We start from the raw sequence: 14,727 nt of genomic DNA on the forward strand, positions 1-14,727 counted from the left end.
CAGTGAACGTTACATGCTGCTCGGCATCCCTCTTCTCCGCCTCGGAGGAACACCAGATGACTTCGTCGAACGTCTCCAGACGCGGCCTCCTGCGCACCGCCGCACTCGGCGCCGGCACCCTCGCCCTGGGCGGCGGCCTGAGCGCGTGCGGCTCCGGCTCCCCCTCCTCGGCGGCGGACGCGCTCACCTACTGGGACTGGTACGTCACCCAGGCCCCCTGGGTCGACAGGGAGATCGAGCTCTTCGAGAAGGGCCACAGCGGCGTCAGCGTCAAGAAGACCACCCAACAGAACGCCAAGTACCCGGACTTGGTCGCGCTCGCCAACCGCAGCGGCAACCCGCCGGACGTCTTCATGATCCCGCAGGTCCCCAGCGTCGCCGAGCAGGTCGCCAAGGGCTGGCTGCACCCGCTCGACGAGTGGGCGACCCCGGCATGGCAGTCACGCTTCCCCGAGGGCACCTTCCTGGAAGGCGCCAACGTCTTCGACGGCAAGGTCTATTCGGCCCCGCTGAAGGGCTCCGGCCCGCAACTCCAGCTCTACATCCACCACGGCGTCTTCAAGTCCGCCGGCCTGACGAACCCCGACGGCAGCGTCAAGATCCCCCGCACCTGGGACGAGGTCACCAGCGCCGCCCAGACGATCACCAAGAAGAGCGGCGGAAAGTCGTACGGCTTCGGCTTCGGCAACGCCGACGGCATCGGCGTCCTCGCCTGGTGGCTGGACCTGTTCGTCCGCGGCGCCGGCGCACCCGGCGGCGCCCCCACCGTGCCCGGCACCGGCATGGACTACCGCGTCGGCAAGTGGACGTTCGGCACCGACCGGGCCTACGCCGACTTCCTGGAGCTGTTCGTCGAGTGGAAGAAGCGCGGTTTCTTCCACCCCAACTCCGTGAGCCTGTCCGACGAAGCGGCCCGCGCGTTCTTCGAGCGCGGCAAGTTCGGCATGACCGTCGGCGGCGTGTGGAACCAACCCGAGTGGACCCAGCACAAGTTCACCGACTACAGCCTGGTCACCCTGCCCTCGCCGACCGCGACACCGAAGGGCTTCTACTACGCCGACCCGGTCGGCAACGGCACCTTCGCCGCGGTCTCCGCCAAGAGCAAGAAGGCGCACGAGGGGTTCCAGTGGCTCGACGCGCTGACCTCCCCCGCCGCCGGACGCCGCTGGGTCGAGGACCTCAACGGCGTCTCGGCCCACCCCGCGGACAACAACCCGGACGGCATCGACTCCAAGCCCTTCGCCGCCTTCATCGGCATGACCGAGCAGGTACTGCGCGGCCCGGTACCCCTCGTGCGCAACCCCGAGCTGGCCGGTGTCGCGCCCGGCGTCCCCAAGCCGGACATCAGCGACGTGGTCACCGGCGTCTACACGGGCCAGATCAAGGACGTACAGGGCGCGTTGAGCAGCCTGGCCGACAAGAAGTTCCAGCTCCTGTCCGACGCGGTCACCGCCGTGGCCAAGCAGGGCAAGAAGGTCAGCACGTCCGACTACGTCTTCGCGGACTGGGACCCCACCAAGCCGTACACCACGAAGAAGAAGGCGTGAGCCGACACCATGTCACTTCTCGACACCCGCGAGCGCAAGCGAGCGTCCCCGACCCCACCACCTGCCGCCGCCCACCCCGGCCTCGGCCGCCGCATCCGCGCCGCCAAGTGGTCGTACGCGTACCTGGCGCCCATGGCCGTACTGCTACTGGCCTTTGTGGTCTACCCGATCTTCGCGTCCTTCGGCTACACCTTCTACCGCTGGAACGGCATCGGCGCACCCGGCAACTACGTGGGCCTCGCCAACTTCCGGCAGATCCTCGGCGACAGCATCTTCTGGGGCGCCGTCGAGCACACCTTCGTCTACGCCTTCGTCCTCGTCCCGGTGCAGCTCCTGCTGGCGTTGGCGCTCGCGCTGGTGCTGAACAACCCGAAGCTCAAGTTCGCGCTGTTCTTCCGGACCGTCTACTTCATCCCCGTCGTCACCTCGGCCGCGGTCGTCGGCGTCGTCATCCAGCTCATGCTCGCCAACTTCGGTGATTCGGCGGGGAGTCTGCTCGCCAAGACCGGAATGACGGACGGGCACATCGACTGGCTCGGCGACCCGCACACCGCGCTGGCCGTGATCATCGCGATCGGCATCTGGCACACCCTCGGCTACAACCTCGTCTACTTCCTCGCCGGGCTCCAGACCATCCCGGCCGAGTTGTACGAGGCGGCGAAGCTCGACGGCTGTGGACCGGTCCAGTCCTTCTTCCGCATCACCATCCCGATGCTGCGCCAAGTCGGCGTCGTCATCGTGGTGTTGGCGTTCATCGGCAGCTTCCAGGTCTTCGACCTGGTGCAGGTCCTGACCGGCGGTGGCCCGTACTTCGCCACCGAGGTCGTCAACACGTACATCTACCACCTGGCCTTCGGCGGCTCCGCCGGTGCCGCCGCCCAGCCCGACATCGGCCTGGCCTCCGCCGCCTCGTTCCTCTACGGACTGCTGCTCATCGTCTTCTCCGCGCTCCAGGTCCTCGCCCTGCGCGGGATCAGCCGCCGGCGCGCCGCCGCCAACCAGTAAGCCAACTAACCAACGGCCGCCAACCAGCAAAGGGTCACGTCGATGTCCACACTGTCCCAACGCCCGCGCCCGCGAACGCGGTTGAGCCTGCGCCGAGGCCGACGCGGGCTGCTCTATCTCGCGCTGCTCGGCGGCGGCCTCATCTGGCTCTACCCGTTCCTCTGGGCGCTCGGCAGTTCACTCAAGAGCACCGACGGCTTCTTCTCCGGCGGCCTCAACCCGATCCCGTCCGAGTTCCACTGGTCCAACTACAGCGAGGCCTGGACCCAGGCGGACTTCAGCAAGTTCTTCGTCAACACGGTCCTGTTCGCGACCGGCACGGTCATCGTCACCCTGCTCGCCACCTCCATGGCCGGCTACGTCCTCGCCCGTACCGACTTCCCCGGCAAGAAGATCTGGCTCGGCCTGGTCGGCGTGACGCTGTTCCTGCCGCACGGCTACACGATCATCCCGGTCTTCGACCTCATCCAGCGCCTCCATCTCCTCAACACCCTCTGGTCGGTGGTCATCGTCCAGTCGGCGGGCGGGATGGTCTTCGGCACCTTCCTCTTCATGGGCTACTTCACGACGATCGACCGGGGGCTGGAGGACGCGGCCCGCGTGGACGGCGCGAACTTCCACCAGATCTTCTGGCGGATCATGCTCCCGCTGTCCGGACCGATGCTGGCGACCGTCGGCCTGTTCGCCTGCATCAACGCCTGGAACAGCTTCTTCATCCCGCTGGTCTTCACCCTCTCCCGCCCCGAACTGCACACCCTGTCCGTGGGCATGTTCAACTTCATCGGGCAGAACTCCACCGCGTGGACCCTGGTGTGCGCGGGCTCGGTCATCACGCTGCTGCCCATCGTCCTGATCTTCATCGTGCTCCAGCGCTTCTTCATCAACGGGCTGGCGGGCGCGGTCAAGCAGTAACGAGCGGCAGCCGTCGAGGAGTTGAGAGCTGCGGCCGTCGGATCACCCGCCGCCGTCGAGGTCGGTGCGCTGCCGCAGCACCCGCACCTCATCACCGACGATCTCCATCTCGTACACCTTCCCCCGCGCGTTCTCGAACGGCCGGTGCAGGATCATCATCAACCGGCCCTCGAACGTCCGGAACAGCATCCCGTGTCCGCTGTCCTCCCGCACCAACGGCCGCCGTTGCAACCAAGGCCCCTGTATCTCACCGGACTTGGAGACGGCGTAGGTCTGGACGTAGCCCCCGGTGAGGCTGCCGTCCGCGCCGAGCACGTTCTTCTCGTACGTCGACCACAGCATGAGCAGCGAACCGTCGGGGGCGCGGTACAGCTGCGGGCCGTCCGTGACGTAGGGCGGGAGTTGGTGCGGTACGCCGGCCGGGATCTCCTCGCCGATCCAGGGCGCGTCCGAGGCCTTGAAGAGGAAGACCGGGTCGCCGATCGTTCCGGTCAGGTCCGGGGTCAGCCGGATGGCCTCCATCGTGCCGTCGACGGTCTGCAGCCACTCGTGCGCGTACACCATCCACGGCTGCCCGGACGGGTCGACGTACAGCGTGCCGTCCAGAGTCATGAGGTGCTCGGGCGGGGTGGGGCGCGCGGGGTCGACCGGAGTGAAGGGGCCCAGCAGGGATTCGGACACGGCCGTGATCGTGCCCCGCCGGTGGTTCGCGAGCTGAAACGGCGTGCCCCATCGGCCGGTTGGGGGTACGGGAAGCGGACTGTCCTCGTCGTGCAGCGTGGTGAACAGGTAGTACCTGCCGTCCCAGGCGTGCACCTCAGGCGCCCAACCACCGTCGCCCGCCCAGAGCTTGGGCTGCTCCGCCGCCAGGAACACCACCACGGGACGCGTCCAGTCGCGCAGGTCATCGCTGCGGTAGACCATCGTGCCGACGCCCTCCACACCCGACACCGAAGGGTCGTTGGACGTGTAGAGGTGATAGGCGCGGGTCGCGTCGTCGGCGACGACGAACGGATCGTGCAACGGCATGTCGGGAAGCCGCATCGGCTCGCCCACGGGATCGGTCGGCATGGTGTCACCGTAGAGCCCGCAAACCTCGTGCGCATCACAGCTGTTGAGGGAAAAACGCTTGGACCGCACGGGTGCCGACGCGGGACACTGCCACTTCCGGCCTGCCCCTTCACCGGGCTGCCGTCGACACCACGGGGTGGGAATGGGATCGCCTGAATCGCGCGACGTCGGGCCGCGCAAAGGCTCGGTGTTACTCGCACTTCGCTACTACGGACGGGAGTTGGCCCGCCTCCGCCGCTGGACCGCGCCCGCCACCCTGCTGCCCGCGGTGGGCAACATCGGTATCAACTACATCGCGCCGCTGATCGTCGCCAAGCTCGTCGGCCGGATCGCCGGCGACGCGGACATCAGCGTCCGCGCGACGCTGCCGTACGTCCTCGGGTTCGCCGGAGTGCTGCTGCTCGCCGAGGTGTTCTGGCGCCTCGGACTGCACTGTCTGAACCGGCTCGACGCGCTCGGCATCGAGCACCTGTATGTGATCGGCATGGACGAACTCTTCGCCAAGGACGCCGCGTTCTTCCACGACAACTTCGCCGGGTCGCTCACCAAGCGGGTGCTGAGCTTCGCCTCCCGCTTCGAGGAGTTCGTCGACACGATGACGTTCCAGGTGGTGGGCAGCCTGGTCCCGCTGCTGTTCGGCTCCGTCGTACTGTGGCGCTACGAACCGCTGCTCGTCGTGGGCCTGTTGGCGATGATCGCGCTCACCGGCCTGGTCGTCGCGCCCCTCATCCGGCGCCGCCAGGCACTCGTCGACCTGCGCGAGGAGGCCATCGCCCGGGTGTCCGGCCATGTCGCCGACAGCCTGATGAACATGGACACGGTCCGCGCGTTCGCCGCCGAGGAACGCGAGGCCGCCGAACACCGCTCCCGCGTCGCACTGTCGAGGCGGCTCACCCTGCGCTCCTGGGACTACGGCAACCTGCGCATCGACACCCTCGTCGCGCCGCTCTCCGTGCTCACCAACGCGCTGGGACTGCTCCTCGCGGTGGCCCTCGGCGGCGGCGAACACGGCGTCGAGGCGGTCGTGGTCGCCTTCACGTACTACACGAACGCGACCCGGATCATGTTCGAGTTCAACCAGATCTACCGGCGCCTGGAAAGCTCGATGACCGAAGCCGCCCAGTTCACCGAGCTGTTGATGGCTCCGCCCAGCGTGGTCGACCCGGCCTCGCCGGAGCCGTTGCTGCCCCGTCCCGCGTCCGTCCGCTTCGAGAACGTGACCTTCGCCCACGCGGGCGCGGACACCCTCTTCGACGGGCTCGACCTGACCGTGCCCAGCGGCACGAAGATCGGCCTCGTCGGCCGGTCCGGCGGCGGCAAGACCACCCTCAGCCGGCTGCTGCTGCGGATGACGGACATCGACGCCGGCCGCATCCTGATCGGCGGCCAGGACATCAGCAGGCTGCGCCAGGCCGACCTGCGCAGCCTGATCGCCTACGTACCGCAGGACCCGGCGATGTTCCACCGCACCCTGCGCGAGAACCTCACCTTCGCCCGGCCCGACGCCACCGACGCCGAGGTCCGCCGGGCCGCCGAGGCCGCGCACGTCACCGAGTTCGCCGACGCGCTGCCGGACGGCTTCGAGACGATGGTGGGGGAGCGCGGGATCAAGCTCTCCGGCGGACAGCGCCAACGCGTCGCCCTCGCCCGGGCGATCCTGCGCGACGCCCCGATCCTGCTGCTCGACGAGGCCACGAGCGCCCTCGACTCCGAGAGCGAGATCCTCGTCCAGGAAGCGCTGTGGCGGCTCATGGAGGGCCGGACCGCACTCGTCGTCGCCCACCGGCTGAGCACCGTCGCCGGCATGGACCGGCTCGTCGTCCTCGACCACGGCCGGATCGTCGAACAGGGCACGCACCAGGAGCTGTTGGCGGCCGAGGGCGCCTACGCGAAGCTGTGGCAGCACCAGTCGGGCGGCTTCCTCGACGAGAGCCCCGAACAGGCCGCCGACCTGCGCTGACGGCCCGAACAGCGGCCGGATTCCCGGGACTTCGCCCATCGGGTTCCCGGGAATCCGGTCGAGCGGGACGGACAACCGGTTTCCGGTCGACCACGTTCCAGCGCCGTCTCGCCGAGGTTGCCCAGTCTTTTCGAAAGTTCACCCAAGGTCTTGACGCCCTTTCCGAGCCGGAAGAAGCTCTGCCCCAACGCGTGACAACCGGTTTCTATCGGAGGTGGTGCGGTCATGCCCCCACATGCTGGTGCACTCCTGAGCCACGGACGATTCCTCGCCCTCTCGGCAACCGGTGCGGGGGTCGGCGCGGCGGTGCTCAACGGCTGCGCGCTCCAGGTGTCGACCGGGGTGAGCGGCGCGGGCGAGACCGTCATGCCGCTGCTGCTCGCAGCCGACGGCACCACGGGCGACGTCACCGCGAACCCGCAGTCCAACCACCGCTAAGCGCCGCCAGCCCGTTCGCGAGGTCCCCGGTCCGCGTGCGGGTCAACCGCCTGGTCCTCGCCGGGATGTCGACGAGCGGCCTCAAGTAGCCCTACTTCTCACCCTGTTGCAAGGAGTACTAGGCATGAACACGCCCCTGTCCCGTCGTACGGCCCTCCAAGCCGCCGGTGCCACCGCGCTCGCTGCCGGACTGTCCGGACTGACCGCCACCGCGGCGCACGCCGGCGGCCACAACTCCCGCCCCGAGCTGGTCACTTACCCACGTCCGACGACCATGCCGACCAACACCGGCTTCCAGGTACGGGTCCGCAGCACCCCCGACGGCACCTGGCAGACCCTCGACATCTACCGTCCGCAGTTCGAGGAGATCAACGCGTCCACCGGGTCGGGCAAGGTCTACAGCTCGTCGATGGTGTACTTCGACTTCAACGGCTCGGTCGAGATCGAGGTGACCTACCTCAAGGGCGGCACCACCAAGGCCCGGGTGAGACCGGACTCGTACGGCATCACGCCCGAACTCCTCGGCGACACCCTGCGGTTCACCCTCGCCGAGCCCAGGGACGTCGTCGTACAGATCAACGACGAGACCTTCGACGCCCTGCACCTCATCACCAACCGCGTCGAGCACCACGCCCCGTCCGCAGACGACCCGAACGTCCTCTACTTCGGCCCCGGCGTCCACACCGTCACCGGCAACATCCTCACCGTCCCCAGCGGCAAGACCGTCTACCTCGCGGGCGGCGCCGTCCTCACCGCGCAGGTCTACTTCAAGGACGTGGAACGGTCCCGCCTCATCGGGCGCGGGGTGCTCTACAACAACCCCGGCGGCGCCATCCTCTGCGAGGGCGGCAAGAACATCCGGATCGAGGACGTCATCATCCTCAACCCGGCCGGCTACGCGGGCACGTTCGGCGAGAGCGAGAACGTCCGCGTCACCAAGGCACGCGCGTTCAGTTCGAAGGGCAACGGCGACGGCTTCGACGTCTTCTCCTCCACCGGGATCACCTTCGACGGCTGCTTCATGCGCAACTCCGACGACTGCATCGCCATTTACTGCCACCGCTGGGACTACTACGGCGACACCCGCGACATCACCGTCAAGAACTGCACCCTGTGGGCCGACGTCGCCCACCCGATCAACGTCGGCACGCACGGCAACACCGACGCGCCCGAGACGATCGAGAACCTCGTCATCAAGAACATCGACATCCTCGACCACCGCGAACCCCAGATGAACTACCAGGGCTGCATCGCCCTCAACCCCGGCGACTCCAACCTCATCAAGAACGTGCGCATCGAGGACGTCCGGATCGAGGACTTCCGCTGGGGTCAGGTCATCTACATGAAGGTCATGTACAACACGAAGTACAACACCTCGGTCGGCCGCGGCATCGAGGACGTGTACGTCAAGAACCTCAGCTACACGGGCACCCGCGCCAACCCGTCCCTCTTCCTCGGCTACGACGCCGAACACGCCATCAACAACGTCACGTTCGAGAACCTGGTGATCAACGGGCTGGTCGTCGCCGACTCGATGAAGAAGCCGACCTGGTACTACACCACGGACGAGATCCAGTGGTTCTACAACGAGCACGTGACGAACCTGAAGTTCCTCACGACCGCCGAGGCCGAGGCGGCTGCGGCCTCATGACGACCCCCGCGTCGCGCTCCGCTGGAAGTACGGGGAAGGGGTGTCGGTCGGCTGCGGCGCCGTCGTGGCTGGTCGCGCCCCGCGGCGGAGCCGCTGATGAATACAGTCCCGCGCCCCTTGAGGGTGTTGCCGAACCGCAGTCGATTACATCGGGTCCGCTCAGCCGCCGGGGCTTCCTCGGGGGCACCGCGGCCCTGCTGCTGGCTACGGGTGCGAGCGGACTGCTCGTGCCCGGCCGGGCGGCGGCGGCCCCGGACGACTCCGAGGTGACCTTCTCCCACCCCGGCCTGCTGCACACCGCCGACGACCTCGCCCGCATGAAGGCTGCCGTCGACGCCAAGCAATCCCCGGTCTACGACGGCTACTTGGCGCTCGCGGCCCACGCCCGCTCCTCCGCGTCGTACGCCGTGCAGAACACCGGCCAGATCACCACCTGGGGACGCGGCCCCGCCAACTACCAGAGCCAGGCTGTCGCCGACTCGGCCGCCGCCTACCAGAACGCCCTCATCTGGTCCGTCACCGGCGACACCGCACACGCCGACAAGGCCCGCGACATCCTCAACGCCTGGTCCGCCTCCCTCACCGCCATCACCGGAGCCGACGGCCCCCTCGGCGCGGGCCTCCAGGCCTTCAAGTTCGTCAACGCCGCCGAACTGCTCCGCCACACCGGCTACGACGGCTGGGCCGCCGCCGACATCGCCCGCTGCGAGGAGTCCTTCCTCCGCGTCTGGTACCCGGCCCTGTCCTGCTACATGCTCTACGCCAACGGCAACTGGGACCTGACGTCCCTTCAATCCCTGCTGGCCATAGGCGTGTTCTGCGAGGAACCCACCCTCTTCTACGACGCGCTCCGCTTCGCCGCGGCCGGCGCCGGCAACGGCAGCGTCCTCCACCGCATCGTCACCGACGCCGGTCAGGGCCAGGAGAGCGGTCGGGACCAGGGCCACGAACAGCTCGCGGTCGGCCTGTTGGCGGACGCCGCGCAGGTCGCCTGGAACCAGGGCGTCGACCTCTGGGGCTTCGACGACAACCGCATCCTCGCCAACGTCGAGTACGCCGCCCGCTACAACCTCGGCGGCGACGTCCCCTTCGTCCCCGACCTCGACCGCACCGGCAAGTACATCAAGCTGACCGTCTCGGCCACGTCACGCGGCAGCCTTCCGCCCATCTACGAGATGGCGTACGGGCATTACGCGGGTGTGCGCGGCCTCGACACCCCCTACACGAAGAGCGCCGTCTTCCGCGGCACCGACGGCACCCGCGTCGTCGAGGGCGGCAACGACGACCTGCCGAGCTGGGGCACCTTCGCCTACGCCGGTGCCACGGCCCCCTCGCCCACCGTGCCGACACCACCGGCCGGCGTCACGGCGATCGGCAACGACCTTTCTGTGACGGTGAGTTGGCTGCCGTCGACGTGGGCCGACACCTACACGGTCCTCCGGGCGACCGACGTGGACGGCCGCTACGAGAAGATCGCGTCCGGCGTCGCCCGGCCTACGTACACCGACCGGAAGGTGCACGCCGGACGGACGTACTACTACACGGTCGCTGCCTCGAACGCCCTTGGCAGGAGCGGCAGTTCGGCATGGTCGGCCGCCTCCGCCGGTCTCCCCTCGCCCTGGTCGACCCGGGACGTGGGAGACGTGAAGATCCCCGGTTCCGCCGCCTTCGACGGCGAGCGCTTCGTTCTGGAAGCGAGCGGCAGCGCCGACACCTACCGTCTCGTCCACCTCCCGCTGCGCGGCGACGGCACGGTCACCGCGCGGATCGTGTGGCCGCTCAGCTCGCAGTACTCCAAGATCGGCGTCACCGTCCGGGCCTCGCTCGACCCGGACGCGGCGCACGCCTCGATGCTGATCCAGGGGCTGCCGCTGCACACGTGGAGCGGGGTGTGGACGGTACGCCCGTCGACCGGCGCTGAGATCTCCGCTACCGGCAGCACGCCCGTACCGCCCTCCCAGCAGCAGGCGATCACGGTGAACGCCGCCTTCCCGATCTCCGACCTCGGCACGCTGCCCGAGTCGGCGACCCCGTTGGAAGCGCCGTACGTCGAAGGCGCGGGCGACGGTTACCGACTGCGGAAGCCCTACTGGGTACGCGTGACCCGCAAGGGCTCACGCTGCACCGGCGCCATCTCCCCGGACGGCACCCGCTGGACCGAAGTCGGCTCCACGGACGTCGAGTTGGGCCGCACCGCATACGCCGGGCTAGCCCTCACCTCCTGCCTCGGCGTCGACGAGGACTACGCCGAGACCGGCACCGGCGCCTTCGACAACGTCAGCGTGACCTCCTCGTCCGGCACGGTCCGGCGCGTACCCCGCCCGGCCCGCACCGCGACCGACCTGCGGGCCGAAACCGCCCCCGACGCGGTCGAGTTGGCCTGGACCGACCCGGACCTCTCCGCCGAGTACACGGTGCTGCGCGCCACCCGGACGAGCGGACCGTACGAGACCCTCGCCACCCGCGTCGGCCCCGTCGGCTTCGGCACCCGCATCCGCTACACCGACGCGACCGGTACGCCGGGAACGACGTACCACTACACGGTCACGAAGACCAACGTCGCTGGACGCGGGCCGCGTTCGACGCCGTCGCAGGCCGTGATGCCAACCCCGGTACAGCCCCAACTCGCCTCTGCGGCAACCGTGTTCACGAACCAGGGCGCCGCCTTCCGGTATCTGCTGCGCGCCAAGCACGAGCCCGTGCGGTTCACGGCGGACGGGCTGCCCGTCGGCCTCCGCATCGACCGGCGCACCGGGTTCGTTTCCGGAACCCCCACGGAGACAGGCGAGTTCACGGTCGCGACGACCGCCGCCAACGCCTCCGGAACCGCGACCGGAACCCTCGCCCTCACGGTCGGCACCGCGCCACCCGCGCCGTGGACGTACGGCGATCTCGGCGACACCGTGCTCGACGACCGTGCCTTCGGGACGCTGGGCGTGGTGGCGATCACGACGCCCGGGAGCACGTCGTACGACGGCGGCACCTTCACCGTGCGGGGCGCGGGTCTCGATCTCAACGCCAACGGCCAAGGAATGACAGGGCAGTTCGTACGGCGGCCCGTCAGTGGTGACTGCGAGGTCGTCGCGCGGATCGTCTCCCGCAGTGGCGCGAGCACCGACCGGGTCGGGCTGCTCATGGCGAAGTCGCTGTCGCCGTTCGACCAGGCCGCCGGAGCGATCGTCACCGGCGGGACGAGTGCTCAGTTCATGCTCCGTAGGACCGTGGCCGGTGCCTCCGCCTTCACCGGCGGAGCCGCTGTCACCCTTCCCGCCCTGCTGCGGCTGAAGCGCGCCGGGACCGTCTTCAGCGCGGCGCTGTCCACCGATGACGGTGTCACCTGGACCCCCCTCGCCGACGGAGAGATCCCCGGCTTCGGTGACGCCCCCTACTACGTCGGGCTGGTGGTCTGCTCGCGCAGCCAACTGGTCCGCTGCACCACCGAGTTCGACGAGGTGAGCATCACGCCCACCTGATCCGTCATGGATTGGAGATGCACCGCAATGAGCCGCACGTCCCCCCACGAGCACTTCCGCAGAACAGAGTTGAGCCGCCGCGGTCTTCTGAAGACCGCCGGTGGGCTCACCGCAGCCGTCGCCCTCGGCGGCGCCACGGTGGCCCCGACCGCGCACGCGGCCCCGGCCACGTTCACCCACCCCGGCATGCTGCACAACGCCGGAGACATCAACCGGGCGAAGGTCAAGGCCGCGGCGGGCACCGACCCCTGGCTGTCCGGCTGGAACAGGCTGACCGCCAACTCGCACTCGCAGTCGACCTGGACCCCCAACCCCCAGGCGACGATCATCCGAGGCGGCACCGGCGAGAACTACGGCACGCTGTACAACGACATCGCCGCCGCCTACCAGAACGCCCTGCGCTGGCGGGTCGGCGGCACCGAGGCGAACGCCGCGTGCGCAGCGAAGATCCTCAACGCCTGGTCGTCGAAGCTGACCACGGTCACCGGCAACGCCGACCGGTTCCTCGCCGCCGGCATCTACGGCTGGGAGTTCGCCAACGCGGCCGAACTCATGCGGGACTACGACGCGTTCGACCTCGCCGCGTTCCAGCAGATGATGGTCGACGTCTTCTACCCGATCAACAACAGCTTCCTGACCGTCCACAACGGCGCGTGCATCACCAACTACTGGGCCAACTGGGACCTGTGCACCATGGCCTCGATCATGGCCATCGGCATCCTCTGCGACGACGGCGCCAAGTACGACCAGGCCGTCACGTACTTCAAGTCCGGTGCGGGCAACGGCTCCATCGCGCACGCGGTGCCGTTCCTCTACACCGACCCGGACGGCTACGCGCTGGGCCAGTGGCAGGAGTCCGGCCGCGACCAGGGCCACACCATGATGGGCATGGGCCAGCTGGGCGCGATCTGCGAGATGGCCTGGAACCAGGGCGACGACCTGTACTCGTACGACAGCCGACGGTTCATGAAGGCCGCCCAGTACGTCGCGAAGTACAACCTCGGCAGCGACGTGCCCTACACCACCTACAGCTGGGGGACCGGCCAGACCTGTTCCTACAGCGAGCAGACCGTCATCGCCTCCGGCTCCCGGGGCCAGGTCCGCCCGGTGTGGGCGATGCTCCACTACCACTACAACCGGCGCCTGTACCTCGACGACAAGTACATCTCCGCGATGGCCTACTCGGTCGCTCCCGAGGGCGGAGGGGGTGACTACGGCTCCACCAGCGGCGGCTACGACCAGCTCGGCTTCGGCACCCTGATGTACGCGAAGTAGCGGCCAGGCGCGTCCACGGGTTGGGCATCGGTGACCGACCCGTGGACGCCCTCTTGACCCCGGGCGACGGCGGATCGACACTCCAGTAGGGAATCCTAGTGAACAGGTAGGGAAACAATGGGGCGCCTTGAGCCGGTCACCACCAGCCGCGTGGACCGTTCGCCTCTTCTGACCTCCCGCCGTCACATCGACCTGCTGCGGGTCTGCAGCGCGCTGAACCCCCCGCGCTGAGCCCCCGTCCTCCGCTCGACGACGCTTCCGCCGCGCGTACGTCCACGCGCCCGTACCCGGGGAGTCCCATGTCCAGCACGCCTCTCGCCGCCATCCCCGCACCCCGTTCCGCCCCCGTGTTCCGGGGCCGGATCGGACGCGACGCGCGCAGCGGGCACTACGCCGTGCCGCGCCGCTACCGCCTCCATCTGTCCACCGCCTGCGCCGACGGCCTGCGCATCGCCGTCACCCACAGCCTGCTCGGCCTCGACGAGAGCTGTCCGGCCGTGTTCCTGTCCGCCGTGCCCGACTGTCCGGGTGGTGGACACTCCGCGCTGCGCCCGCTCTACGAGGCGAGCGCGCACCGCTACTCCGGACCGGCCGCCGCGCCCGTGCTCAGCGACGACTGGTCCGGCCGGATCGTCAGCACCCACGCCCCCGACATCATGCGCGACCTCGCCCGGCACTTCGGCGCGGGCGGACCCCAGTTGTACCCGTGCGGTGCCGAGTCGGAGATCGAGGCCGTCGAGCGGCTGTGCGCCGAAGGCATCGAGGACGCCGCGCAGCGCGCCGGCGCGGCCGGTGTCGAACAGGAGGAGCGCGACGCGGCGGTCGCCCGGCTGCTGGAGACCCTGGGTTCGCTGGACCGCTGGCTGGACGGCCGCGAGCACATGATCCGTGACGAACTCACCGCCGCCGACGTCGAGTTGTGGGTGTCACTGGTCCAACTCGACACCGTGCACCGCAACCACCTGGACGCCGCCGCCGTACAGCGGATCGCCGACCACCCCCACCTGTGGGCCTATGCCCGCCGTCTGGCCGCCCACCCGGCCTTCGGCACCCACCTCGACCTCGACGGCATCGCCCGCCGCCACCACGCCCACTGCCGGGGCCTGGAGGCCGCCGGCGCGGCTGTCCAGATCCTGGACTGGGAGGCCCACGCGGCGGACGAAACGGGAGCTTGCCGCAGCTGAGCGCGTTCTGTGACGTCCAGTTGATGGACGGCCATTGACATACGTTCGGACAATTGTCTTAACTTGCGACCTAGAACGGTCATGAGCGTCAGCGACAAGCCCTGGCTTGCTGACCGGCAACCCTCGCACGCGGTGGGGTGCCCCAGGTGACGACCGGACCGGATGACGTTTTCGGTAAGCGCGAGGCCCCCAGGGCCACAACAGTGATGGG

11 protein-coding genes and 1 riboswitch are annotated in these 14,727 nt (G+C 68.9%); of the genes, 10 read left to right on the forward strand and 1 reads right to left on the reverse strand.

Translation table 11 applies throughout. The features are described from left to right. Positions 1 to 56 precede the first annotated feature (56 nt). Genes OG407_RS43090 through OG407_RS43100 form a run of 3 tightly spaced genes read left to right on the forward strand, consistent with a single transcriptional unit; the run spans position 57 to position 3,464 of the window. Positions 57 to 1,547 carry an ABC transporter substrate-binding protein gene (locus OG407_RS43090; protein WP_405865946.1) on the forward strand — a complete coding sequence of 497 codons (1,491 nt, stop codon included), beginning with the start codon at positions 57 to 59 and terminating at the stop codon, positions 1,545 to 1,547. Positions 1,548 to 1,556: 9 nt separating this feature from the next. Further along, positions 1,557 to 2,552, forward strand: a complete 996-nt coding sequence (locus OG407_RS43095) for a carbohydrate ABC transporter permease (RefSeq protein ID WP_405865948.1) — start codon at positions 1,557 to 1,559, stop codon at positions 2,550 to 2,552. 42 nt (positions 2,553 to 2,594) lie between these two features. Beyond that, complete coding sequence (locus OG407_RS43100) at positions 2,595 to 3,464, forward strand: carbohydrate ABC transporter permease (RefSeq protein ID WP_405865950.1); 870 nt, start codon at positions 2,595 to 2,597, stop codon at positions 3,462 to 3,464. Positions 3,465 to 3,506: 42 nt separating this feature from the next. On the opposite strand, the gene OG407_RS43105 is transcribed toward OG407_RS43100, so the two are convergent. Continuing rightward, positions 3,507 to 4,535, reverse strand: a complete 1,029-nt coding sequence (locus OG407_RS43105; protein WP_405865952.1) for a glycoside hydrolase family 43 protein — start codon at positions 4,533 to 4,535, stop codon at positions 3,507 to 3,509. A gap of 142 nt (positions 4,536 to 4,677) precedes the next feature. Here OG407_RS43105 and OG407_RS43110 point away from each other — a divergent pair, with 142 nt between their 5' ends. The 7 genes from OG407_RS43110 to OG407_RS43140 all read left to right on the forward strand — a co-directional run bounded on the left by OG407_RS43110 (position 4,678) and on the right by OG407_RS43140 (position 14,516). Continuing rightward, entirely contained in the window at positions 4,678 to 6,495 is a 1,818-nt protein-coding gene (locus OG407_RS43110; RefSeq protein WP_405865954.1) for an ABC transporter ATP-binding protein, read from the forward strand. 225 nt (positions 6,496 to 6,720) lie between these two features. Further along, positions 6,721 to 6,933 carry a hypothetical protein gene (locus OG407_RS43115; RefSeq protein WP_405865956.1) on the forward strand — a complete coding sequence of 71 codons (213 nt, stop codon included), beginning with the start codon at positions 6,721 to 6,723 and terminating at the stop codon, positions 6,931 to 6,933. Between the two features lie 124 nt (positions 6,934 to 7,057). Next, positions 7,058 to 8,584, forward strand: coding sequence for a glycosyl hydrolase family 28 protein (locus OG407_RS43120; protein WP_405865958.1), 1,527 nt, complete (start codon positions 7,058 to 7,060; stop codon positions 8,582 to 8,584). A 227-nt stretch (positions 8,585 to 8,811) separates the two neighbouring features. Then, entirely contained in the window at positions 8,812 to 12,057 is a 3,246-nt protein-coding gene (locus tag OG407_RS43125) for an alginate lyase family protein (protein ID WP_405865960.1), read from the forward strand. A 27-nt stretch (positions 12,058 to 12,084) separates the two neighbouring features. After that, positions 12,085 to 13,332: an alginate lyase family protein gene (locus OG407_RS43130; protein ID WP_405865962.1), complete on the forward strand. Its 1,248-nt coding sequence runs from the start codon at positions 12,085 to 12,087 to the stop codon at positions 13,330 to 13,332. A gap of 117 nt (positions 13,333 to 13,449) precedes the next feature. Beyond that, positions 13,450 to 13,563: a putative leader peptide gene (locus OG407_RS43135; RefSeq protein ID WP_366491860.1), complete on the forward strand. Its 114-nt coding sequence runs from the start codon at positions 13,450 to 13,452 to the stop codon at positions 13,561 to 13,563. A 68-nt stretch (positions 13,564 to 13,631) separates the two neighbouring features. After that, on the forward strand, positions 13,632 to 14,516 hold the full coding sequence (locus tag OG407_RS43140) for a glutathione S-transferase C-terminal domain-containing protein (protein ID WP_403586147.1): 885 nt from the start codon (positions 13,632 to 13,634) through the stop codon (positions 14,514 to 14,516). Between the two features lie 77 nt (positions 14,517 to 14,593). After that, positions 14,594 to 14,703, forward strand: a riboswitch (SAM riboswitch). Positions 14,704 to 14,727: the final 24 nt, after the last annotated feature.

The sequence above is a fragment of the Streptomyces sp. NBC_01515 genome (genome assembly GCF_045040345.1).
Lineage (GTDB): Bacteria > Actinomycetota > Actinomycetes > Streptomycetales > Streptomycetaceae > Streptomyces.